Origin of the sequence: Pseudomonas sp. GD03858, assembly GCF_029840925.1 — a bacterium.
In the GTDB taxonomy this organism is placed as follows: Bacteria; Pseudomonadota; Gammaproteobacteria; order Pseudomonadales; family Pseudomonadaceae; genus Aquipseudomonas.
This window is the reverse complement of record NZ_JAOCDM010000036.1, coordinates 1-22549: the sequence shown is the minus strand read 5'-3', so window position 1 is coordinate 22549 and position 22549 is coordinate 1. Positions and strand designations below refer to the sequence as shown.

General features: G+C 65.4%; 19 protein-coding genes. 10 read left to right on the top strand and 9 right to left on the bottom strand.

The genetic code is table 11. The features are described from left to right. Window positions 1-60: 60 nt before the first annotated feature. From N5D48_RS12055 to N5D48_RS12040, 4 genes are all read right to left on the bottom strand, one after another. The gene (locus N5D48_RS12055; protein ID WP_186733341.1) at window positions 61-456 is read right to left on the bottom strand and encodes a DUF1090 domain-containing protein; all 396 of its coding nucleotides are present in this window, start codon (window positions 454-456) and stop codon (window positions 61-63) included. Between the two features lie 59 nt (window positions 457-515). Then, window positions 516-2186: an NAD-dependent DNA ligase LigB gene (ligB, locus tag N5D48_RS12050; RefSeq protein ID WP_279884386.1), complete on the bottom strand. Its 1671-nt coding sequence runs from the start codon at window positions 2184-2186 to the stop codon at window positions 516-518. Between the two features lie 144 nt (window positions 2187-2330). After that, the gene (metK, locus tag N5D48_RS12045; protein ID WP_279884384.1) at window positions 2331-3521 is read right to left on the bottom strand and encodes a methionine adenosyltransferase; all 1191 of its coding nucleotides are present in this window, start codon (window positions 3519-3521) and stop codon (window positions 2331-2333) included. Between the two features lie 19 nt (window positions 3522-3540). Continuing rightward, a complete protein-coding gene (locus tag N5D48_RS12040) occupies window positions 3541-4533 on the bottom strand; it encodes a metalloregulator ArsR/SmtB family transcription factor (RefSeq protein ID WP_279884382.1) in 993 nt (330 codons plus the stop codon). Between the two features lie 263 nt (window positions 4534-4796). Between N5D48_RS12040 and tkt the strand changes: the two genes are divergently transcribed. From tkt to N5D48_RS11995, 9 genes are all read left to right on the top strand, one after another. Beyond that, complete coding sequence (tkt, locus tag N5D48_RS12035) at window positions 4797-6794, top strand: transketolase (RefSeq protein WP_279884380.1); 1998 nt, start codon at window positions 4797-4799, stop codon at window positions 6792-6794. Between the two features lie 154 nt (window positions 6795-6948). Beyond that, a complete protein-coding gene (epd, locus tag N5D48_RS12030) occupies window positions 6949-8010 on the top strand; it encodes an erythrose-4-phosphate dehydrogenase (protein ID WP_050707217.1) in 1062 nt (353 codons plus the stop codon). Between the two features lie 12 nt (window positions 8011-8022). Then, on the top strand, window positions 8023-9186 hold the full coding sequence (locus tag N5D48_RS12025; RefSeq protein ID WP_279884378.1) for a phosphoglycerate kinase: 1164 nt from the start codon (window positions 8023-8025) through the stop codon (window positions 9184-9186). Window positions 9187-9218: 32 nt separating this feature from the next. Then, complete coding sequence (locus N5D48_RS12020) at window positions 9219-9437, top strand: hypothetical protein (RefSeq protein ID WP_279807962.1); 219 nt, start codon at window positions 9219-9221, stop codon at window positions 9435-9437. Window positions 9438-9612: 175 nt separating this feature from the next. Beyond that, a complete protein-coding gene (locus tag N5D48_RS12015; protein WP_279884376.1) occupies window positions 9613-9942 on the top strand; it encodes an MliC family protein in 330 nt (109 codons plus the stop codon). A 100-nt stretch (window positions 9943-10042) separates the two neighbouring features. Then, window positions 10043-11107: a class II fructose-bisphosphate aldolase gene (gene fba / locus N5D48_RS12010; RefSeq protein ID WP_011536013.1), complete on the top strand. Its 1065-nt coding sequence runs from the start codon at window positions 10043-10045 to the stop codon at window positions 11105-11107. A gap of 273 nt (window positions 11108-11380) precedes the next feature. After that, a complete protein-coding gene (locus tag N5D48_RS12005; protein ID WP_279884373.1) occupies window positions 11381-13498 on the top strand; it encodes an EAL domain-containing protein in 2118 nt (705 codons plus the stop codon). Between the two features lie 39 nt (window positions 13499-13537). Then, window positions 13538-14038 (top strand): M48 family metallopeptidase, encoded by a 501-nt coding sequence (locus N5D48_RS12000; protein WP_279884372.1) that lies wholly within the window; start codon window positions 13538-13540, stop codon window positions 14036-14038. Between the two features lie 14 nt (window positions 14039-14052). Next, window positions 14053-14355: a winged helix-turn-helix domain-containing protein gene (locus N5D48_RS11995; protein ID WP_279884370.1), complete on the top strand. Its 303-nt coding sequence runs from the start codon at window positions 14053-14055 to the stop codon at window positions 14353-14355. An 83-nt stretch (window positions 14356-14438) separates the two neighbouring features. On the opposite strand, the gene N5D48_RS11990 is transcribed toward N5D48_RS11995, so the two are convergent. Then, entirely contained in the window at window positions 14439-14891 is a 453-nt protein-coding gene (locus N5D48_RS11990) for a GNAT family N-acetyltransferase (RefSeq protein WP_279884368.1), read from the bottom strand. Window positions 14892-15103: 212 nt separating this feature from the next. On the opposite strand from N5D48_RS11990, the gene N5D48_RS11985 reads away from it, so the two are divergent. Beyond that, on the top strand, window positions 15104-15841 hold the full coding sequence (locus tag N5D48_RS11985; protein ID WP_279884366.1) for a transporter substrate-binding domain-containing protein: 738 nt from the start codon (window positions 15104-15106) through the stop codon (window positions 15839-15841). A gap of 125 nt (window positions 15842-15966) precedes the next feature. Here the strand turns inward: N5D48_RS11985 and yccS are convergent, their stop codons facing one another. The 4 genes from yccS to mdtD form a co-directional block, all read right to left on the bottom strand. After that, the gene (yccS, locus tag N5D48_RS11980) at window positions 15967-18150 is read right to left on the bottom strand and encodes a YccS family putative transporter (protein WP_279884364.1); all 2184 of its coding nucleotides are present in this window, start codon (window positions 18148-18150) and stop codon (window positions 15967-15969) included. A 211-nt stretch (window positions 18151-18361) separates the two neighbouring features. Then, complete coding sequence (locus tag N5D48_RS11975; protein WP_279884362.1) at window positions 18362-19543, bottom strand: NAD(P)/FAD-dependent oxidoreductase; 1182 nt, start codon at window positions 19541-19543, stop codon at window positions 18362-18364. A gap of 144 nt (window positions 19544-19687) precedes the next feature. Then, the gene (dbpA, locus tag N5D48_RS11970; protein WP_279884423.1) at window positions 19688-21025 is read right to left on the bottom strand and encodes an ATP-dependent RNA helicase DbpA; all 1338 of its coding nucleotides are present in this window, start codon (window positions 21023-21025) and stop codon (window positions 19688-19690) included. Window positions 21026-21136: 111 nt separating this feature from the next. Next, the coding region (gene mdtD, locus N5D48_RS11965) for a multidrug transporter subunit MdtD (RefSeq protein WP_279884359.1) at window positions 21137-22549 on the bottom strand (1413 nt) is incomplete at its 5' end.

The window sequence follows — 22549 nt, the reverse complement described above, 5'->3', positions numbered from 1 at the left end:
ATGGGCTGTTGTGAGTGCAAGCCCGCTCCCACAAGCGTTCGCACACATGAGGCTGTCAGGCTAGCGTTCGAGCTCGTCCACGGCCTCCTGCAGCTCCTTCTTCGCCTCGGCCAGCTTGTCCTTGCGCTTGTTGATCTTCTCCGCGTCACCTTTCTTCATGGCCTTGTCCAGGTCCTTGGTGCGCTGGTTCACTTCGTGACGGGCGTCGAGCACCTTCTGCTCGCGCTCCTTGCGCAGGCCTGCGTCGGTGCAGTGCTCGGTGACTTCGCTCAGGGCCTTTTCCAGGCCGGCCTGCTGGTCGCTGTTGCCATGGGCGCGGGCTTGTTCGATCTGTTCGCTGATGGCCTGGCGCTTGGCCGCGCAGCCGGTCAGGCCCGGCTGCTCTTCGGCGGCCAGCAGCGGGCTGGCGGCGAAGCCGAGCAGGGTGGACAGGGCGAGGGACGAAAGCAGTTTCATCGGGGGCTCCATTCGGGGCGGGGCGGCAGAAAGCGAAATGCTGCCCTGATCCGCGCAAATTAGAAACCCTCGATTGCATGGGTACGTAGTTGCAGGGCCAATGCCTGCACCTGGTCATCGGCGAAAAACGCCAGCAACTGGCCGGCCCGTCCGGGTCCGACGCCGGGTTCGGCAAGCCATTGCTCGATGTTTCTGGAAGTCAGGGCGAACCAGTCCGCCTCTAGCCTGGTGTTGGCCGGCGCGGGTAGACCGATGCCGCGCAGCCAGCGCTGGAACGGCTGCCGGCGTCCCTGCTCGAAGGCTTGCAGCAGCCGATCCGCGCGTGCCTGGGCAATGCCTGGCACGCCGAGCAGGTCGTCGCGGTCCAGTTTCAACCAGTCGGCCAAGGTGGTGACCCGTCCGCTGTCCACCAAGGTTTTCCACAGGCCCGGGCCGGTGCCGGGCATGTCCAGGCCATGCTTGCCGCTCAACCAGGCCAGGCGGGCAAGGAACTGCGGCCGACAGGCAGTGCTGGCCGTCCAGCAGCTCAAGGCGTGATGCGCTGCCGGGTCCGGCGCCGGCACGGCGGCGCGCACGGGGCTTCGATGAACCACGCGCTCCAGGCGTGGGATGGCCAGCCCGGCCAGGCTCACCGCGACCTGATCGCCCGGGCGGATATCCAGGGACTGCCAGCGGGCCAGCGAACCCAGGCTCAGCCGGCCGATCCGGCGGTCGTCCAGGGTCACCGGCTCCAGTTGCAGCAATGGTGTGATGCGCCCGGTGCGGCCGATGCGAAAGCGTACGTCGCGAACCTCGGCCAGTGCCTGGCGCAAAGGGTGCTTCCAGGCCGCGATCCAGTAGGGTGCCTGGGCCTGCCAGCGCCGCGCGGGTGGGCGGTGGTCCTGGCGCAGGATCACGCCGTCGGTGGCGAAGGGCAGTGCATGCTGGTACCAGTGCTGACGCCAGCGTGCAGCGTCGTCGAAACTTTCGATGGCCACGCTCAGCCGCTGGCTGTCGCTGAAACCCAGGGTGTCGAGACGGGCGAGGCGTTCGGCCTGGTTGTTCGGTCCGTCCGGCCAGTCCCAGACGAACAGGCCGATGCCCGCGCCCTGTGCCTCGCTCAGCTGCTTGCGTGCCAGGAGCCCGGCGACGATGCCGCGGGCGTTGGCGCTGCCGTCCTTGGCTTGCACATGATCGTCCAGGCGCCAGTACAGCTCGCCCTGGAACACGGTGTCCAGCGGCTGCGGCAGCTGGCGCACGATGCCGCTCAGCACGGTGATGTGCCTGCTCCAGTCGTGCCCGCGTTCCCCGTCGCCGCGGCTGAGCACGCTGGTCAGGCGCCCTTGCCGGTAAATCAGCGAGACGGCGACGCCATCTACTTTCGGCTGAATCCAGACGCCCTGGCGGCCTTGCAGCCAGCGGCGCACGGCCTGTTCATCGGCCAGCTTGGCGACACCGGTATGAGCGACGGGGTGGGCTATCGTGCCGCGGGCGCCAGCCAGCGGATTGTCAGCGTCGTCGGGGTAGGAGAAGCAGGCCAGCAGGTCCTGCAGGCGCTGACGGCTCTGGTCGTAGAGTTCATCGTCAATCAGCGCCACGCCCTGGCGATGGTAGTGATCGTCCCAGTCGGCGAGGGTCTGGCGCAGCTGCTGCACCTCGGCCTGGGCGCGTTGCCCTGACCAGTCGGGGCAGGCTCGAGCGCTGGCGGGTGACCACGCAAACAACAGCAACAACAGTAGCCCGAACGGCATGGCCGGCATCCTTGCTAGGCGAAAGGGAATGCTCAGCCTAGGCACTGCCGCCGCTGCGCGTGGCGGCGGATTGTCAGGCGATATGTCATGAAAAAGCCCCTGCCGATCACTCGGCAGGGGCTTTCCTGTGACGCTGTAGGACGCTTACAGGCCTGCGGCGTCGCGCAGGGCGGCGGCGCGGTCGGTGCGCTCCCAGGTGAAGGTGGTGAAGGTATCGTCACCCACGGTCTTCTGCTGCGGGGTGCGGCCAAAGTGACCGTACGCAGCGGTTTCCTGGTACATCGGGTGGAGCAGGTCGAGCATGGTGGTGATGGCGTACGGACGCAGGTCGAAGCACTCGCGTACCAGCTGCACGATCTTCTCGTCGGAAACCTTGCCGGTGCCGAAGGTATTGATCGAGATGGAGGTCGGCTGGGCCACGCCGATGGCGTAGGACACCTGGATCTCGCAACGCTCGGCCAGGCCCGCGGCGACGATGTTCTTGGCCACGTAGCGGCCGGCGTAGGCGGCGGAGCGGTCGACCTTGGACGGGTCCTTGCCGGAGAACGCGCCACCACCGTGACGGGCCATGCCGCCATAGGAGTCGACGATGATCTTGCGACCGGTCAGGCCGCAGTCGCCCACCGGGCCACCGATGATGAAGTTGCCGGTCGGGTTGATGTGGTACTGGGTGTCCTTGTGCAGCAGTTCGGCCGGCAGCGTGTGCTTGACGATCAGCTCCATCACCGCTTCCTGCAGGTCTTTCTGCGACACTTCAGGGTTGTGCTGGGTGGACAGGACGACGGCGTCGATGCCGACTACCTTGCCGTTCTCGTAGCGGCAGGTGACCTGGGACTTGGCGTCCGGGCGCAGCCACGGCAGCAGCTTGGACTTGCGCGCTTCGGCCTGGCGCTCGACCAGGCGGTGCGAGAAGCAGATCGGCGCCGGCATCAGCACGTCGGTCTCGTTGCTGGCGTAGCCGAACATCAGGCCCTGGTCGCCGGCGCCCTGGTCTTCCGGCTTGGAGCGGTCGACGCCCTGGGCGATGTCCACCGACTGCTTGCCGATGATGTTCATCACGGCGCAGGTGGCGCCGTCGAAGCCGACGTCGGAGCTGTTGTAGCCGATGTCGATGATGACCTTGCGCACCAGCTCTTCCAGGTCGACCCAGGCCGAGGTGGTGACTTCACCGGCGATGATGGCGACACCGGTCTTGACCAGCGTCTCGCAGGCCACGCGGGCGTACTTGTCCTGGGCGATGATGGCGTCCAGCACCGCGTCGGAGATCTGGTCGGCGATCTTGTCCGGATGCCCTTCGGACACGGACTCGGAGGTGAAAAGGGAGTATTCGCTCATCTCGATGGGTTCCTGAAATTTACCGATGTTGTATGTCGCCAGCGGCCCGCTGGAAATGCCGGACCTGGATCTGGAAACCGTTACGCAAGCCCACGTAGAGGCTGTCTCCGGGGACCAATCCCGCTACGTTGGCCCAACGGGCCAGGTCGTCCTGCTCGAAGCCGAGCCAGAGATCGCCGCAGGCTTCGCGCGCCCACCCCTGGTCATGGCTGCACAGCTCGGTGACCAGCAGGCTGCCGCCTGCCTTCACCCGTTTGGCCAGCAGGCGCAAGGCCAGGGCCGGGTCGCTGAAATGGTGCAGGACCATGTTCAGCACGACGCAGTCGGCTTGTACATCCGTTGCACCCAGTGCATCGGCCAACTGCAGGTTGACGTTGTTCAGTTGATGGCGCTCGCAGACCTGGCGGGCCAGCTCGAGCATGGTCGGGCTGTTGTCCATCGCCGTGACCTGTTCGAAGCGCCTGGCCAGGTCGGGCAGGAAGCCGCCGTCGCCTGGGCCTACCTCCAGGGCGCTGGCGCCGTCGTCGAAGCTGAGCTTGTCGAGCAGCGCCAGCAGGCTTTCGCGGTACTGTGGCAGCCCGGCGATCAGGTCTTGCTGGGCGCGGAATTTTTCTTCCACGCGCAGGAAGAAGTCCTGGCTGGTCGCCGCGCGGCGCTGCTGGACCTGGGCGATGCGCGCTTGCACGTCCTGCGCCAGCGCCAGGTCGTCGACTTCCTCGAGCAGCGCCGAGTGCAGGCGGCCACCGAGACGCTGGCTGTCGGGCAGGGCGCGGCGGTAGAAGATCGCATTGCCTTCGCGACGGGTCGCCACCAGGTCGGCCTGGGCCAGCACCTTCAAGTGGTGGCTCATGCCCGACTGGCCGATGTCGAAGATCTGCGCCAGCTCCAGCACGCCGAACGAGTCGCTGGCCAATGCGCGCAGCACGTTCAGACGCAGAGGATCGCCGCCGGCCTTGCACAGGGCGGACAGCTCGTCGCTGCGTTGCGGGGTGATGGGCGCATTGAGGTTCATGGGGCGGGAGTCTAGACAGGCATCGTTGCCCTAGCAAGACCAATATCAAAAAGTTTTGATATTGCCGATGGGCTGCAAGCGGCAAGCGGCAAGCGGCAAGCGGCAAGCGGCAAGAGAAAGAGCAGATCGGTGCCCGTCTATCGTGGCTTGCAGCTTGAAGCTTGCCGCTTGCCGCTTAAAAGTTTGCCCCCGGCCCCCCCAGTGGGCGAAAATGGCCGCCTTTTTCGCTTCACCACCTATTTCAAGCCTCAGGAGACTCAGCGATGCCCAGCCGTCGTGAACGCGCCAACGCCATTCGTGCCCTCAGCATGGATGCCGTGCAAAAGGCCAACAGCGGCCACCCAGGTGCCCCCATGGGCATGGCGGATATCGCCGAAGTACTTTGGCGTGACTATCTGAAGCACAACCCGAGCAACCCAAGCTTCGCCGACCGTGATCGCTTCGTGCTGTCCAACGGCCATGGCTCGATGCTCATCTATTCGCTGCTGCACCTGACCGGCTACGACGTCACCATCGACGATCTCAAGGGCTTCCGCCAGCTGCACAGCCGCACCCCGGGCCACCCGGAGTACGGCTACACCCCGGGCGTCGAGACCACCACCGGCCCGCTGGGCCAGGGCATCGCCAACGCCGTGGGCTTCGCCCTGGCGGAAAAAGTGCTGGCCGCCCAGTTCAACCGTGAAGGCCACGACATCGTCGACCACAACACCTACGTGTTCCTCGGCGACGGCTGCATGATGGAAGGCATCTCCCACGAAGTCGCCTCGCTGGCTGGCACCCTGGGCCTGAACAAGCTGATCGCCTTCTACGACGACAACGGCATCTCCATCGACGGCGAAGTCCACGGCTGGTTCACCGACAACACCCCGGCGCGCTTCGAAGCCTACAACTGGCAAGTGATCCGCAACGTCAACGGTCACGATGCCGACGAGATCAAGATGGCCATCGACACCGCGCGCAAGAGCGACCGTCCGACCCTGATCTGCTGCAAGACCATCATCGGCTTCGGCTCGCCGAACAAGCAGGGCAAGGAAGATTGCCACGGCGCACCGCTGGGCAACGACGAAATCGCCCTGGCCCGCAAAGAGCTGAACTGGAACCACGGCCCGTTCGAAATCCCGGCCGACATCTATGCCGAGTGGGATGCCAAGGCCAATGGCGCCAAGGTCGAAGCGCAGTGGAACCAGCGCTTCGAGGCCTATGCCGCTGCCTACCCGGAGCTGGCGGCCGAGTTCAAGCGTCGTACCGCCGGCGAGCTGCCAGCGGACTTCTCCGAGAAGGCCCAGGCCTACATCAACGAAGTCGCTGCCAAGGGCGAGACCATCGCCAGCCGCAAGGCCAGCCAGAACACCCTGAACGCCTTCGGCCCGCTGCTGCCTGAGTTCCTCGGCGGCTCGGCCGACCTGGCAGGCTCCAACCTGACCCTGTGGAAAGGCTGCAAGGGCGTCGAAGCCAATGACGCCAGCGGCAACTACGTGTTCTACGGCGTGCGCGAGTTCGGCATGACCGCGATCATGAACGGTGTCGCCCTGCACGGCGGCCTGGTGCCTTACGGCGCCACCTTCCTGATGTTCATGGAATACGCCCGCAACGCCGTGCGCATGTCGGCGCTGATGAAGCAGCGCGTGATCCACGTCTACACCCACGACTCCATCGGCCTGGGCGAAGACGGCCCGACCCACCAGCCGATCGAGCAGCTGACCAGCCTGCGCAGCACGCCGAACCTGGACACCTGGCGTCCGGCCGACGCGGTGGAGTCCGCCGTGTCCTGGAAGCACGCCCTGGAGCGCAAGGACGGCCCGTCGGCGCTGATCTTCTCGCGTCAGAACCTGCAGCATCAGCAGCGCAACGCCCAGCAGATCGCCGATATCGCCCGTGGCGGTTACGTGCTGAAAGACTGCGCCGGCGAGCCTGAGCTGATCCTGATCGCCACCGGTTCCGAAGTGGGCCTGGCCGTCCAGGCGTTCGACAAGCTGAGCGCTGAAGGTCGCAAGGTCCGCGTCGTGTCGATGCCGAGCACCAGCGTGTTCGATGCCCAGGACGCCGCGTACAAGCAGTCGGTGCTGCCGCTGGAAGTCGGCGCGCGTATCGCCATCGAAGCCGCTCATGCCGACTTCTGGTACAAGTACGTCGGCCTCGAAGGCCGCGTGATCGGCATGACCACCTACGGTGAGTCGGCCCCGGCCCCCGCGCTGTTCGAGGAGTTCGGCTTCACCCTGGACAACATCCTGGGCACCGCCGAAGAACTGCTGGAAGACTGATTCAGACTGTGCGAGGCGAGGGCGTTGCCCTCGTTTCGCGACACAAGGCCGCTCCTACAAGGTATGACGTACACCGTACCCTGTGGGAGCGGCCTTGCGTCGCGATGGGCCGCAACGCGGCCCCCAAAGCCATCATGCGTTAGCGAGCCATCGAATGCCCCACCCGCGTCCCTACAAAGTTGCACTCAACGGTTACGGCCGCATCGGCCGCTGTGTCCTGCGCGCACTGTTCGAGCGGGGGGCGAAGGCCGGTTTCGAGATCGTCGCGCTGAACGACCTGGCCGACCAGGCCAGCCTGGAATACCTGACCCGCTTCGACTCCACCCACGGGCGCTTTCCCGGCGAGGTGAAGGTCGACGGCGATTGTCTGCATATCAATGGCGACTGCGTGAAAGTGCTGCGCAGCGCCACCCCGGAAGGCATCGACTGGGCCGCCCTGGACATCGACCTGGTGCTGGAGTGCTCCGGCGCCTACCACACCCGTGCCGATGGCCAGCGTTTTCTCGACGCCGGCGCGCCACGGGTGCTGTTTTCCCAGCCCATGGCCAGCGAGGCGGACATCGACGCCACGGTGGTCTACGGCGTCAACCAGGATTGTCTGACCGGCAGCGAGCTGCTGGTATCCAACGCCTCCTGCACCACCAACTGCGGCGTGCCGCTGCTGCGGGTGCTGGATCAGGCGTTCGGCATCGAGTACGTGCAGATCACCACCATCCACTCGGCGATGAACGACCAGCCGGTGATCGACGCCTACCACCACGAGGACCTGCGCCGCACCCGTTCGGCGTTCCAGTCGGTGATCCCGGTGTCCACGGGCCTGGCCCGTGGCATCGAGCGTCTGCTGCCGGAACTTGCCGGGCGAATCCAGGCCAAAGCGGTACGCGTGCCGACCGTCAACGTCTCGTGCCTGGACATCACCCTGCAGACTTCCCGCGATACCAGCACCGAGGAGGTCAACCGGGTGCTGCGCGAGGCCGCCCTGGACGGCCCGCTGAAAGGCTTGCTGGCCTACACCGAGCTGCCCCACGCCAGCTGTGATTTCAACCATGACCCGCATTCGGCCATCGTCGATGCCAGCCAGACCCGTGTCTCAGGCCCTCGCCTGGTGAACCTGCTGGCCTGGTTCGACAACGAATGGGGGTTCGCCAACCGTATGCTCGACGTTGCCGAACACTATCTGCACGTCGTTCACCCAACCCGCAGCAAACAGCCCTGAAGGACTGCATTCATGACCGTGTTGAAGATGACCGACCTCGACCTGCAAGGTAAGCGCGTACTGATCCGCGAAGACCTCAACGTCCCTGTGAAGGACGGTGTGGTAACTAGCGACGCGCGCATCCTGGCAGCGCTGCCGACCATCAAGCTGGCCCTGGAGAAGGGCGCGGCGGTGATGGTCTGCTCGCACCTGGGCCGCCCGACCGAAGGCGAGTTCTCCGCCGAGAACAGCCTCAAGCCGGTCGCCGACTACCTGAGCAAGGCCCTGGGCCGCGACGTGCCGCTGGTCGCTGACTACCTCGATGGCGTCGAGGTGAAGGCCGGTGACCTGGTGCTGTTCGAGAACGTGCGCTTCAACAAGGGCGAGAAGAAGAACGCCGACGAGCTGGCGCAGAAATACGCCGCCCTGTGCGATGTGTTCGTGATGGACGCCTTCGGCACGGCCCACCGCGCCGAGGGTTCGACGCATGGTGTCGCCAAGTTCGCCAAGGTCGCCGCCGCCGGCCCGCTGCTGGCCGCCGAGCTGGATGCCCTGGGCAAGGCCCTGAAGGCCCCGGCCAAGCCGATGGCGGCCATCGTCGCCGGTTCCAAGGTGTCGACCAAGCTGGACGTGCTGAACAGCCTGAGCGCGGTCTGCGACCAGCTGATCGTCGGTGGCGGCATCGCCAACACCTTCCTCGCCGCTGCTGGTCACCCGGTAGGCAAGTCGCTGTACGAGCCTGACCTGATCGACACCGCGAAGGCCATCGCCGCCAAGGTCAGCGTGCCGCTGCCGGTGGATGTGGTGGTCGCCAAGGAATTCGCCGAAAGCGCCGAAGCCACCGTCAAGGCGATTGCCGACGTCGCCGCCGACGACATGATCCTGGATATTGGCCCGAAAACCGCCGAGCAGTTCGCCGAGCTGCTGAAGACCTCGAAGACTATCCTTTGGAACGGTCCGGTCGGCGTGTTCGAGTTCGACCAGTTCGGCAACGGCACCCGGGTACTGGCCAAGGCCATCGCCGACAGCGCCGCGTTTTCCATTGCCGGTGGCGGTGACACCCTGGCGGCCATCGACAAGTATGGCGTCAGCAAGGATATCTCCTACATTTCCACCGGTGGCGGCGCGTTCCTCGAGTTCGTCGAGGGCAAGGTCCTGCCTGCCGTGGCAATCCTGGAAGAACGGGCCAAGGCCTGAGCGTGAAGGCGCCTGGCAAAGGGAGCGACCTGATGGTCAAGCAATTGCCTGTGATGATCGTGGCCGTGCTGCTGGGCGCCTGTTCCAGCAACAAGGGCAGCGAGGCCGATCCGGCGCAGCCGCCCAAGGGCGGCTGCTACCAGTCCCAGTGGCAGGCCGAGACGGTGCCGGTGATCAACAAGCGCCTGGGCCCGGACGGCCTGGAAAAGTACGACGACGAACACCAGCGCAAGGCGCCTGGCTGCCCTTGATCGGGCGGCTGGCAACCACGCCTGGGTTTTGTGGTCTTGGAAGAGGGGCTGCTGCGCAGCCCTTCGCGGGTAAATCGCAGCGGCGAACCGCCGCTCCCACAGGGAATGCACTGACCTTGTGGGAGCGGGTTTACCCGCGAAGGGCCGCGCAGCGGACCCATGACGAGGTTTTAGGATGAAAGCGCTTCTGGCCGCACTGGCCCTGGCGACCCTGGCAGGTTGCTCGCTGCTGCAGTCGGCCCAACCCGCCCCGGCGGACAACTGGACCCGCTGGGTCTGCGACAGCCAGGCCGAAGTGCTGTGGCGTTTCGCCGATGCGCAGCAGGATGCGGTCGATGTACGCCTTGGCGGCGGCGACCAGGTCCATCGGCTGAAGGCCGAGCCGGGTGCCTCGGGCGCGCTGTACAGCGATGGCATGCTGGCCTTGCACACCAAGGGCGACGAAGGCCTGGTGTACTGGGTGGCGACCAACGATCTGATTGGGCGGGGCTGCAAGGCACCGTGACTGGCCGGGCCGCCAAGGTGGCCCACACTACTTGAACAGCAACCGCCCCTGCGGCAGGCTTGCACGAAACAAACGACGCTTGTCGGGAGAGAGATACACCATGGCACTCATTAGCATGCGCCAGATGCTGGACCACGCCGCCGAGTTCGGTTACGGCGTCCCAGCTTTCAACGTCAACAACCTCGAGCAGATGCGCGCCATCATGGAAGCCGCCGACAAGACCGACTCTCCGGTCATCGTCCAGGCCTCCGCCGGTGCCCGCAAGTACGCTGGTGCCCCCTTCCTGCGCCACCTGATCCTGGCGGCCATCGAAGAGTTCCCGCACATCCCGGTGTGCATGCACCAGGACCACGGCACCAGCCCGGACGTGTGCCAGCGCTCGATCCAGCTCGGCTTCAGCTCGGTAATGATGGACGGCTCGCTGGGTGAAGACGGCAAGACCCCGACCGAGTACGAATACAACGTTCGCGTCACCCAGCAGACCGTTGCCATGGCGCACGCCTGCGGCGTTTCGGTGGAAGGTGAGCTGGGTTGCCTGGGTTCGCTGGAAACCGGCATGGCCGGTGAAGAAGACGGCATCGGCGCCGAAGGCGTGCTGGATCACAGCCAGATGCTGACCGACCCTGAAGAAGCGGCCGACTTCGTCAAGAAAACCCAAGTGGACGCCCTGGCCATCGCTATCGGCACCAGTCACGGCGCCTACAAGTTCACCAAGCCACCGACCGGTGACGTGTTGGCGATCGACCGCATCAAGGAAATCCACAAGCGCATCCCCAATACTCACCTGGTGATGCACGGTTCGTCCTCGGTGCCGCAAGAGTGGCTGGCGATCATCAACCAGTACGGTGGCGACATCAAAGAGACCTACGGCGTGCCGGTCGAAGAGATCGTCGAAGGCATCAAGTACGGTGTGCGCAAGGTCAACATCGACACCGACCTGCGCCTGGCCTCCACCGGCGCCATGCGTCGCCTGATGGCGCAGAACCCGAGCGAGTTCGACCCACGCAAGTTCTTCGGTGAAACCGTCAAGGCCATGCGTGACGTGTGCATCGCCCGCTACGAAGCCTTCGGCACCGCTGGCAACGCCTCGAAGATCAAGCCGATCTCCCTCGAAGGCATGTTCCAGCGCTACGCCAAGGGCGAGCTGGCGGCCAAGATCAACTGATCCGACGCCGTCTTACGAAGAAACCCGCAGCGATGCGGGTTTTTTTGTGCCTGCGATCTGCTGGGCGTCTTTACGGGAGGCGCGTGCGTGATCGAGGTAACCGGGCAAGACAGTTGCTCACAAGCTGCCATTTCTCTCGGTTCTACCGTTAGTCGGCTAACGTCCTCACGGATGGCTTATAGCCATCCGCAGCCATTGCGTCTTTGTCTGTCGGGACTAGAGTAACAATCGGATCCAATCGCAGGTCGCAGTCGGACTTACAAGAGAAGCAGCATGGATGGCGCTTATTCACAAACCCCGGAAAGCAGCTCGGTGCTGCTGGTGGTCGATGATTATCCGGAGAACCTCATCAGCATGCGGGCCTTGCTGGCTCGCCAGGATTGGCAGGTACTGACGGCCAGTTCAGGGACGGAAGCCCTGAGCGCGTTGCTCGAACACGAGGTCGACCTGGTCTTGCTGGATGTGCAGATGCCCGAGATGGACGGCTTCGAAGTCGCCCGCCTGATGCGCGGCAGCCAGCGCACGCGGCTGACGCCGATCATCTTCCTCACCGCCAACGAGCAGTCCGACGCCGCCGTGCTCAAGGGCTATGCCAGCGGCGCGGTGGATTACCTGTTCAAACCCTTCGACCCGCAGATTCTCAAGCCCAAGGTCCAGGCATTGCTGGAGCAGCAGCGCAACCGACGCATGCTGCAGCGCCTGACCCGTGAGCTGGAGTCGGCGCGGGCGTTCAATGCCTCGATCCTGGAGAACGCCGCCGAGGGCATCCTGGTGGTGGACGAGTCGGGCACCATCGGCTTCGCCAACCCGGCCATCTCGCGCCTGCTCGATGCTCCGGTGGACCGACTGCGGGGCGCTCACGTGCTGGATCTGATCCAGCTGCCCTGTGCCAACCTATGGCATGAGTCGGACTTCTATCAGGCTTACCTGGGGCGGCAGATCTTCCGCGTCCACGATGCCCAGTTGCGCACCCTCGGCGGCGAGCTGGTGCCGGTGGCGCTGTCCTGCGCGCCTTTGCCGGCCGAGCAGAAATCCATGGTGGTGACGGTGCTGGACATGTCGGTGGTGCATAGCCTGCACCAGCAGCTGGAGTATCAGGCGGTGACCGATCCATTGACCGGCCTGCTCAATCGCCGTGGTTTCTACCAGGCCGCCGAAAGCGTGCTGTTGCGCAGTGAGCATTCGGACAAGGCCCAGGCCCTGATGTATATGGATCTGGACGGTTTCAAACGGATCAACGACCTGCTCGGCCACGAGGCGGGCGACAAGGTACTGCGCTGGGTGGCCGACCAGCTCAGGGAGTGCCTGGGCAGCGAGGCGCTGCTGGCGCGCATGGGCGGTGACGAGTTCACCGCCCTGTTCGATGGATTGCCCTACCCCGAGCAGGCGGGACGTCATGCCGAGACGCTGCTGGGGCGGATGTCGAGCTTTCAGCAGGTGGATGGCCTGGAGGTCAACCTGGGGGTGAGCATCGGTATCGCCACGTATCCCGATTGCGGCGCCACGGTGGAGGGCCTGCTGCGTGCCGCGGACGTGGCGATGTATGCGGCCAAGCAAGCCGGCCGACAGCAGTACCGGTTCTACGATCAGGAGCTCAACGGCCGGGCCCGCTCGCGGCTGATGCTGGAGGACAGCGTGCGCGCGGCGATCGAGCAGAACGACTTCACCTTGGTCTACCAGCCTCAGGTAGCGTTCGCCGATGGCCGATTGCGTGGCTTCGAGGCGTTGTTGCGTTGGCAGCACCCGAGTGTCGGTGATGTGCCGCCGGGGTTGTTCATCCCCTTGCTGGAGGAGGCGCACCTGATCAATCGCCTGGCCAGCTGGATCTACCGCAAGGGCGCCGCGCAGCGCAGGACCTGGGCTGAACGCTTCGCTCCCCAGGTGGTGCTGGGTATCAGCCTGAGCCGTGCCCAGTTCACCATGCCTGGGCTGGTCGACGAGCTGGCGCGGGTGATCGATGAACATCAGCTGCAGCCGACCCAGCTGGAAGTGGAGGTGGCCGAGACCTCGCTGATGTACAACATCGACGCGGCGGTGAAGCAACTGCACCGGCTGCGGGGGTTGGGCATCCGCGTGGCGCTGGACGACTTCGGCGCCGGCGACTGCTCGCTGCGCATGCTGCGCGACCTGCCCATCGACACGCTCAAGCTCGACCGCCATCTGGTGGCTCGCCTGCCGGATTGCGCGGCGGACATTGCCCTGACACGCAGTGTGCTCGATCTGTGCGCGGCCTACGATATCACCGTGATCGCCGAGGGCGTGGAGACCCAGGCCCAGGCCGAATGGCTCAAGCGCAGCGGTTGCGCCTATGTGCAGGGCTTCCTGGTCGCCCGGCCGATGACTGCCGTCGACGCCGGCCGCTTCCCGGTGGTTTTCCCTTGGGCGAGCTGATTGGCTAAACTCGCGTTTCCTTGTGCCGATCTGCCTGCCATGACCGCCTTACGCTACTTGCAAGCCTACCCACCGCACCTGCAGGAGCAGGTGCGTCAGATGATCGCCAACCAGCGTCTGGGCGACTATCTGCGCCAGCGCTATCCCGAGCGCCATGCGGTGCAGAGCGACAAGGCGCTCTACACCTATGCTCAGGACCTCAAGCAGCAGTTCCTGCGCAGTGCGCCGCCACTGGACAAGGTGCTGTTCGACAACCGCCTGGACCTTACCCACCGGGCCCTTGGCCTGAACACGGCGGTGTCGCGAGTGCAGGGCGGCAATCTCAAGGCGAAGAAGGAAATCCGCGTCGCCTCGCTGTTCAAGGATGCCGCGCCGCAGTTCCTGCGCATGATCGTGGTGCACGAGCTGGCGCACCTGAGAGAGCGCGATCACAGCAAAGCTTTCTACCAGCTCTGCCAGCACATGGAGCCGGACTACCATCAACTGGAATTCGACCTGCGCGTCTACCTGACCTATCGGGAGCTGCCGGGCAACACCTGAGGGACAAGCACCCCATGATCACGGAAGTGAGCAAGACCCGCAGCAGCTTCTACCGCCGCCTGTACGTGGCCTGGCTGATCGACAGCCAGACCGCCACCAGCGTGCCGGCGCTGATGGAGGCCACCGGCATGCCCCGACGCACGGCGCAGGACACCATCGCTGCGCTGGCCGACCTGGATATCGTCTGCGAGTTCGAGCAGCAGGCCGGGGCGCGCAACCACGCCGGGCATTACCGCATTCGCGACTGGGGGGCGATCGACAAGCAGTGGATCATCCAGCACCTGCGCCAGTTGCGCGAAGTGTTGGGCTACCCCTGAAAAGATTCATCACCGGCCAACCCCGCAGCTCCCCGTAGGAGCGGGCTTGTCCCGCGATGGGGCGCACAGCGCCCCCGGCAATTTCAGCTTTTACGCATGCCGATGTGCGCAATATCGTCCTCGAGGTATTGCTCGCCGACCGCTGCGAAACCATGCCGAGCGTAGAACCCCTGCAAATGCGCCTGGGCCGACAGGTAGATCGCGACGCCAGGCCAGCAATGCCCTGCGGCCTCCAGCCCTTTCAGCAGCAGCGGGTGGCCCAGTTTCATGTCGCGAGCCTCGGGGGACGTCACCACCCGGCCAATGACGACTTCACCGTCCTGCGATTGCGGATCGAGCAAGCGCAGGTAGGCCACCAGTCGATCACCGTCCCAGCCCATCAGGTGCAAGGTATCGCCGCACAGGTCCTGCCCGTCGACTTCCTGATACGGGCAGCGCTGCTCGACCACGAACACCTCGGTGCGCAGTTGCAAGATGGCGTAGAGTTGTTGCTTGTCGAGGTCGCTGTGGTGCTTGCAGATCCATTCGATGGACATGAGTTTCGGCTCCTGGAATTGGCGGTCGATCATCGCAAATCCCGCCATCGAGAACGAGGCCGACCTTGCAACGAAACGTTAGGCCAAAATAGAGGCACATTGACATTATTGTCCGCTGTCGCCGGCAGGCAGCTTGTGTAATCTGCGGAGTCTGTTGCTAGTAGAGATCGCCAGTCATCAGCGTGGGACCCCAACTGCGAAAGGATTTGAGCATGCGGCCACTGCTTTGCGTTCTTGGATTGCTGGGACTGCTGTGCGCGGGACCGGCCCTGGCCCACGGCAAGTTGCGGCTGGTGGCCGACAGCTGGCCGCCGTTCACCGATACCGGCATGCCGGGCGGCGGCCTGGCCACCAGTATCGTCACCACCGCGCTGACCCGCGCCGGCTACACCGTCGAATTCGAAGAGGTGCCTTGGGCCAGGGCCCTGATGGGGGTGGGCGAGGGGCGCTACGATGTATTGATCAACGCCTGGTACAACGATGAGCGCAAACGGATCGGGCTGTTCTCCTCGGCTTACCTGGTCAATCGCATTCGCCTGCTCAAGCGCCAAGGCGAGCCATTCTCCTACCAGCGCCAGTCCGACCTTTACCCCTACACCATCGCCGTGGTGCGCGATTACGCCTACTCGCCGGCGTTCGACAGCGACGAGCGGCTGAACAAGGTGCTGGTGCGCAATTTCTCCTCGGCGGTACGCATGCTGGCGGCCGGGCGGGTGAACCTGGCGGTGGAGGACGAGTACGTGGCGCGCTACAACCTGCAGCGTGAGCCACAGGAGGTGCGTGAGGGGGTGGCCTTCGTCGATCCGCCACTGAGCGAGAACAGCCTGCACATACTGGTCAGTCTCAAGCACCCGGAACACCGCAAGATCGTGGCCCGTTTCGAGAAGGCCATCGCCACGATGAAGGCCGATGGCAGCTACGACCGTCTGTTGCGTCAGCATGGGTTTTGACGCTGGCGCCTTCGCGGGTAAACCCGCTCCCAGGGTGACGCGTCAGTTTGAAAATTTGAGCAAGGCTCCCACAGGGATCGGTGCCAGGCCCGTGGGAACGGGTTTATCCGCGAAGGCGTTGAAGCTCACGCCGGCTCGGCTTCCTTGATCAGATGCCCGGCCAAGGTGCGCAACGGCCCCAGCTGACGGCAGATCAGCGCCAGTTGCGTCTGCACCAGGCGCTGGTGCTCGTCCAGTTCTTCGGGCATTTGTTCCAGGGCATTGGCCAGTGCTTCCTCGGCATCGCTGTGGATCGCCACCGGCAAGCGGGCGGCCAGGCCGTTGGCGATTTCGTCCAGACTCGTGGCCAGGGTCTTGCCGGCGCCGTCGATCAACTGCTCGTGGACCTCGCTCGGCAATGCCGTGTCGCGGTGCGCGCCCAACCCGGACAGGTAGCTGAGCAAGGTGTGCGACAGCACCAGGAAGCGGAAGCCGACATCGGCCTCCTTGCGGAAGTGTCCGGGCTCCATCAGCATGTTGGCCAAGGTGGTGGACAGCGCCGCGTCGGCGTTGTGCGCATTGCGCCGGGCCAGGCGGTAGGCCAGGTCGTCGCGCTTGCCATGGGCGTACTGCTGCATGATCTGGCGCAGGTACTCGCTGGCGCAGGCCAGGGTGTTGGCCAGTACCCTGTTCAGCCGTCGGCCCTGCCAGTCGGGCAGGAACAGGAACACCGCGAGGATGGCGATCAGGCTGCCGACCAGGGTATCGAACAGGCGCGGCAGGAACAGGCCGTAGCCATCGCCGATCTGGTTGAAGCAGAACAGCACCATCAGGGTGATCGCCGCCGTGGCCAGGGTGTAGCGAGTGGTGCGGTTGACGAAGAACACCACGCCGGCGATCACCGCGAAGGTCGACTGGATCAACGGATTGGGGAACAGGTCGAACAGCGCCCAGCCCACGGTCAGGCCGATGGCGGTGCCGATGATCCGCTGCACCAGCTTGCGCCGGGTGGCACCGTAGCTGGGTTGGCAGACGAACAAGGTGGTGAGGATGATCCAGTAGCCTTGCTTCGGGTGGATCAGGTGCACCATGCCATAGCCCACCACCAGCGCCAGCGGCAGGCGCAGGGCGTGGCGGAACAGCAGCGAGGTGGGCGTGAGCTGGGTGCGCAGGCGTTTCCACACATCCTTGATATTGTGCGGCGAGCGATCGAGCAGGCTGCTGTCGCTGGTGTCCGCCAGGCTGTCGGGGTTGCTGGCGGCGCTCAGCAGCCGGTCCAGCGTGGCCAGGTTGGCCGCCAGCGCGCGCAACGAGCGCAGCAGGCCGCGCCAGGCGGGGTTGTTCTGGCCGCGCAGGTGCTCCAGCGAGGCGTTGAGGTCCTCCAGGGCCTCGGGGTAGCCGCTGGCCAGCACGAACGGCTGGCGCAGGCGAATCGAGCGCGCCAGCTCCTGGCAGGAGGATCCCTGTTTGCGCAGCAGGCGCTGGCAGCGGAACATCACGTCGCTGTGAAAGAAGGCGTCGGTCAGTGCGTTGTAGGGGTAGTGCGAGGCGCTGACCCGCTCGTGGATGTCCTGGGCCAGGAAGTACAGTTTCAGGTAGCGGCTGACCTTGGAGTTGGGCTGGCTGTTGCCGACCCGGTGCAGGATGATTTCCTTGGCGGCGTTGAGCGCGGCCACCACCTTGCCATTCTGCTTGGCCAGTTCCAGGCGTGTGGCCTCGACATCGAGGGTGCGCACCGGCTCGAACAGGCTGGCCTTGAGCTTGAGGTAGCTGCCCAGCTCGAAGAACAGCCTGGCCAGGCTCTGCTGCACCGGCTGATTGGAGAACAGCGCCTGCCACAGCACCGACAGCAGGCCGTACCAGGCGGCGCCCGCCACCAGCAGCAAGGGTTCGTGCCAGAAGTCGCTGACCTCGCCGCCGCGCTGGTCCACGCCGATCATGGTGTAGACCGAGAGGATCAGCGTGGCCGAGGCGATCGCGCCATAGCGTTCGCCCAGCGCGCCGAGCATGGTCAGCGAGAACGCCGCCAGGGCCAGGGCGATGACGAAGATCCAGGGGTAGGGGAACAGCAGCTCCACCGACAGCGCGGCGATGGCGAAACACACCAGGGTGACGGCCAGGGCGCTCAAGCGACCCTGCCAGCCATCGTCGGTCTCGGCCAGGGCGCTGGCGATGATGCCGAGGAACAGCGGGATCAGCAGGCTCATCTCGTTCTGGTACCAGCACCAGGCCATGCTGCCGGTGAGGGCGATGGTCACGCGGATGGCGTAGCTGAACTTGTCTTGGCCCCACAGGCGACGCAATGAATGGCGGAACGAGGTCAGTGACATGATGGCCCTGGGCTGAGATCGAATGAATACCTTCTAGGCCATTCGGGGCCGCTGTGCGGCCCTTTCGCGACACAAGGCCGCTCCTACAGGAGATCGCGTCCCTCTGTAGGAGCGGCCTTGTGTCGCGAAAGGGCTGCGCAGCAGCCCCAAAAAATGGCACTCCGAGCACAGACCAGCAAGAAGCGTTCCGTGCTGCTGAATGGATTCTACTCTACACGAACTGCGCCGCCGCGTTGGCCGAAGCCCAGGCCCACTGGAAGTTGAAACCGCCCAGGTGCCCGCTCACGTCCAGCACCTCGCCGATGAAGTACAGCCCGGGGCTTTTCAGCGATTCCATGGTCTTGGACGACACCTCGCGGGTATCCACGCCACCGAGGGTCACTTCGGCGGTGCGATAGCCCTCGGTGCCCGCCGGCACCACCTGCCAGGCCGACAGTCGCTCGGCAATCTGGGTCAATTCTGCCGCTGTGTACTGCTTCAGTGGTTTCGAAACGAACCACTGCTCGGCCAGCAGGTTGGCCAGTTTGCGGGTGAACACCTCGCCCAGCACGGTCTTCAGTTCGCTGTTGGGTCGCTCGACCTGTTGGCCCTGTAGCCACTCCAACGCGTCGCGATCGGGCAGCAGATTGATCTCCACTGTGTCGCCGGCCTCCCAGAACGACGAGATCTGCAGGATCGCCGGGCCGCTCAGGCCGCGGTGGGTGAACAGCAGATTCTCGCGGAAGCTCGAGCCATTGCAGCTGGCGATGCAATCGAGCGAAGTGCCGGACAACTCGGTGCACAGTGCCTTGAGCTGAGGCTCGGTAATGGTGAACGGCACCAGCCCGGCGCGGGTCGGCAGCAGCTCATGGCCGAACTGGCGGGCGACCTGGTAGCCGAAGCCGGTGGCGCCCAGGGTCGGGATCGACAGGCCGCCGGTGGCGATCACCAGCGACTGGCAGGCGAACGGGCCGGCGCTGGTCTGCAGGGTGTAGCCGCCTTCGGTCTTGTCGATGCGTTCGATGCTGGTGTTCATGCGCAGCTCGGCGCCGGCTTCGTCGCACTCGGCCAGGAGCATGTCGAGGATGTCGCTGGACTTGTTGTCGCAGAACAGCTGGCCGAGCTTCTTCTCGTGGTACGGCACGCCGTGCTTGCACACCAGCTCGATGAAGTCCCACTGGGTGTAGCGGGCCAGCGCCGACTTGCAGAAGTGCGGGTTGTGCGAGAGGAAGTTGGCCGGCTCGGTGTACATGTTGGTGAAGTTGCAGCGCCCGCCGCCGGACATGAGGATCTTCTTGCCCGGTTTGTTGGCGTGGTCGAGCAGCAGTACCCGGCGCCCACGGCGGGCGCTGAGCTGGGCGCACATCAGGCCGGCGGCGCCGGCGCCGAGGATGATCACGTCGGTGGAGTGCACGTGGGTGAACCTTTGCAATTGGAGTTGAGTGTCAGGGCAGCGTGGGAGCGGGCTTGCCCCGCGATGGCGCCAGCAGGGGCAACATCATTGCCTGGCCTGACGCTATCGCGGGGCAAGCCCGCTCCCACGGGATCTGTGCAGGATCTAGATAATACGGACTTTCAGGGCGCGCCCCTTGATCTTGCCGCTGTTCAGCCGCTGCATGGCCTGCTTGGCCACCGCCCGCTCCACGGCCACGAACGCCACGAAGTCGAAGATGGCGATCTTGCCCACCTGCTTGCCCGGCAGCCCGGCGTCGCCGGTCAGCGCGCCAAGGATATCCCCCGGACGCAGCTTGTCCTTGCGCCCGGCGCCGATGCACAGGGTGGTCATCGCCGGCAGCAGTGGCTCGCCGCCCTTGCTCTTGAGGTTGTCCAGCTGTTCCCAGCGCAGCGGCTTGTTCTGCAGGTCTTCGATGGCCTGGGCGCGGTGGCCTTCGGCCGGGGCCACCAGGCTGATCGCCACGCCTTTCTCGCCGGCGCGGCCGGTACGGCCGACGCGGTGCACGTGGATCTCGGCGTCACGGGCCAGCTCGACGTTGATCACCAGGTCCAGGCCGTCGATGTCCAGGCCGCGGGCGGCCACGTCGGTGGCCACCAGCACCGAGCTGCTGCGGTTGGCGAACATCGTCAGCACCTGGTCGCGGTCACGCTGTTCGAGGTCGCCGTGCAGGGCCTGGGCGACGATGCCCTTAGCGGTCAGGTGGGTGACCAGGTCCTCGCACTGCTGCTTGGTGAAGCAGAATGCCACGCAGGACTGCGGGCGGTAGTGGCCGAGCACGCGGGTCACGGCCTCAAGACGTTGCTGCGGGTCGATCTCGATGAAGCGCTGTTCGATCTGGCTGTCGCTGTGCAGCGCCTCGACCTTGACCTGCTGCGGCTGGCGCATGAAGTCCTTGGCCAGTTGCTCGATACCGGCCGGGTAGGTGGCGGAGAACAGCAGGGTCTGGCGGCGCGACGGGGTCTTGCGGATGATGCTGGCAATGGCGTCGAAAAAGCCCATGTCGAGCATGCGGTCGGCTTCGTCCAGGACCAGGGTGTTGAGCCCGTCGAGCACCAGGGTGCCTTTGTCCAGGTGTTGCTGGATGCGCCCCGGGGTGCCGACGATGATGTGCGCGCCGTGTTCCAGCGAGGCGATCTGCGGGCCGAGCGAGACGCCGCCGCACAGGGTGAGGATCTTGATGTTGTCCTCGGCGCGGGCCAGGCGGCGCAGCTCCTTGGCCACCTGGTCGGCCAGCTCCCGGGTCGGGCACAGCACCAGGGCCTGGCAGCCGAAGTAGCGCGGGTTGATCGGGTTGAGCAGGCCGATACCAAAGGCGGCGGTCTTGCCGCTACCGGTCTTGGCCTGGGCGATCAGGTCCTGGCCCTTGAGGATGACCGGCAGGCTCTGGGCCTGGATTGGTGTCATCGAGGCATAGCCCAGGGCGTCCAGGTTGGCCAGCATGGCGGCGGACAGCGGTAGGGTGGCAAAAGCGGTGGTTTCAACGGTCACGAGGCGGGCCTGCGGCTGGAGCGAAAAATGTCGCACAGTCTACCAGCCTCATGGCCATTCGCCCTACGACTCGACGTGCTCTTCCGGACGACGAGCGCGCCTTCCGTCTGTCGGCGCCAGTTGCAGGAAGATCGCCGCCGCCAGCATGGCCATCACGCCGATGGTGACGAAGGTCAGCTGGAAGGCGCCCAAGGTGCTCTCCACGCCATCGCCGCTGCCGGCCGCGGTGAAGCCGCCGAGCAAGGCACCGGCGCAGGCCACGCCCAGGCTCAGCGACAGTTGCGCGACCACCGACAGCAGACTGTTGCCGCTGCTGGCGCTGGCATCGTCGAGGTCGATCAGGGTCACCGTGTTCATTGCCGTGAACTGCATCGAGTTGACCGCCCCCAGCAGTGCCAGTTGCACCAGCAGCACGGCATAGGGCGTCTGCTCGTCGACCAGCCCCAGGCTGGCCAGCAGCAGGCCCAGCAGCAGGGTGTTGCCGGTCAGCACGATGCGGTAGCCCAGGCGTTCGATCAGTGGCCGGGCGACGGACTTGGCGAGCATCGCCGCCGCCGCCAGCGGGATCATGCTCATGCCTGCCTGGGCCGGCGAATAGCCCAGCGCCACCTGCAGCAGCAGCGGCACCAGAAAGGGCAGGGCGCCGCTGCCCAGGCGGGCGAACAGGTTGCCGAGGATGCCGATGGCAAAGGTCCGTACGCGGAACAGCGAGGGCGAGAACAGCGGCTCCGGGTCACGCCCGGCGCGCAGCCAGTAGGCGGCCAGGCAGGCCATGCCGGCGAACAGCAACAGCATCACCCGCAGGTGCGGCAGGTGCAGTTCGCCCAGGCCCTCCATGGCGATGGTGATCAGCACCATCGCCGCGCCGAACAGCAGGAAGCCCGGGCCATCGAAGCTGGTGCGTTCGGCGCCGCGCAGGTCGGGGATGAACTTCCACACGGCGTAGCAGCCCAGTGCCCCCACCGGCAGGTTGATCAGGAAGATCCAGTGCCAGCTGAGGATCTCCACCAGCCAGCCGCCCAGGGTCGGACCCAGCAGCGGGCCGAGCAGGCCGGGGATGGTGATGAAGCTCATGATCCGCACCAGCTCCGAGCGCGGGTAGGCGCGCAGCACCACCAAGCGCCCGACCGGCAGCATCAGCGCGCCGCCCAGGCCCTGGATGACCCGGGCGAGGATCAGGAAACCGAGGCTGTTGGCCATGGCGCACAACAGCGAGCCGAAGCTGAACAGCAGGATGGCGCTGAAGAAGATGCGCTTGGTGCCGAAACGATCGGCGATCCAGCCCGAGGCCGGGATCAGCAGGGCCACGGTGAGCATGTAGGCGATGATCACCCCCTGCATGCGCAGTGGGTCCTCGGCCAGGGAGCGAGCCATGGCCGGCAGCGCGGTGTTGAGGATGGTGCCGTCGAGCGACTGCATGAAGAAGGCGATGGCCACCACCCAGGGGATCCAGCGGGCGGTGACGGGGTCCAGCGG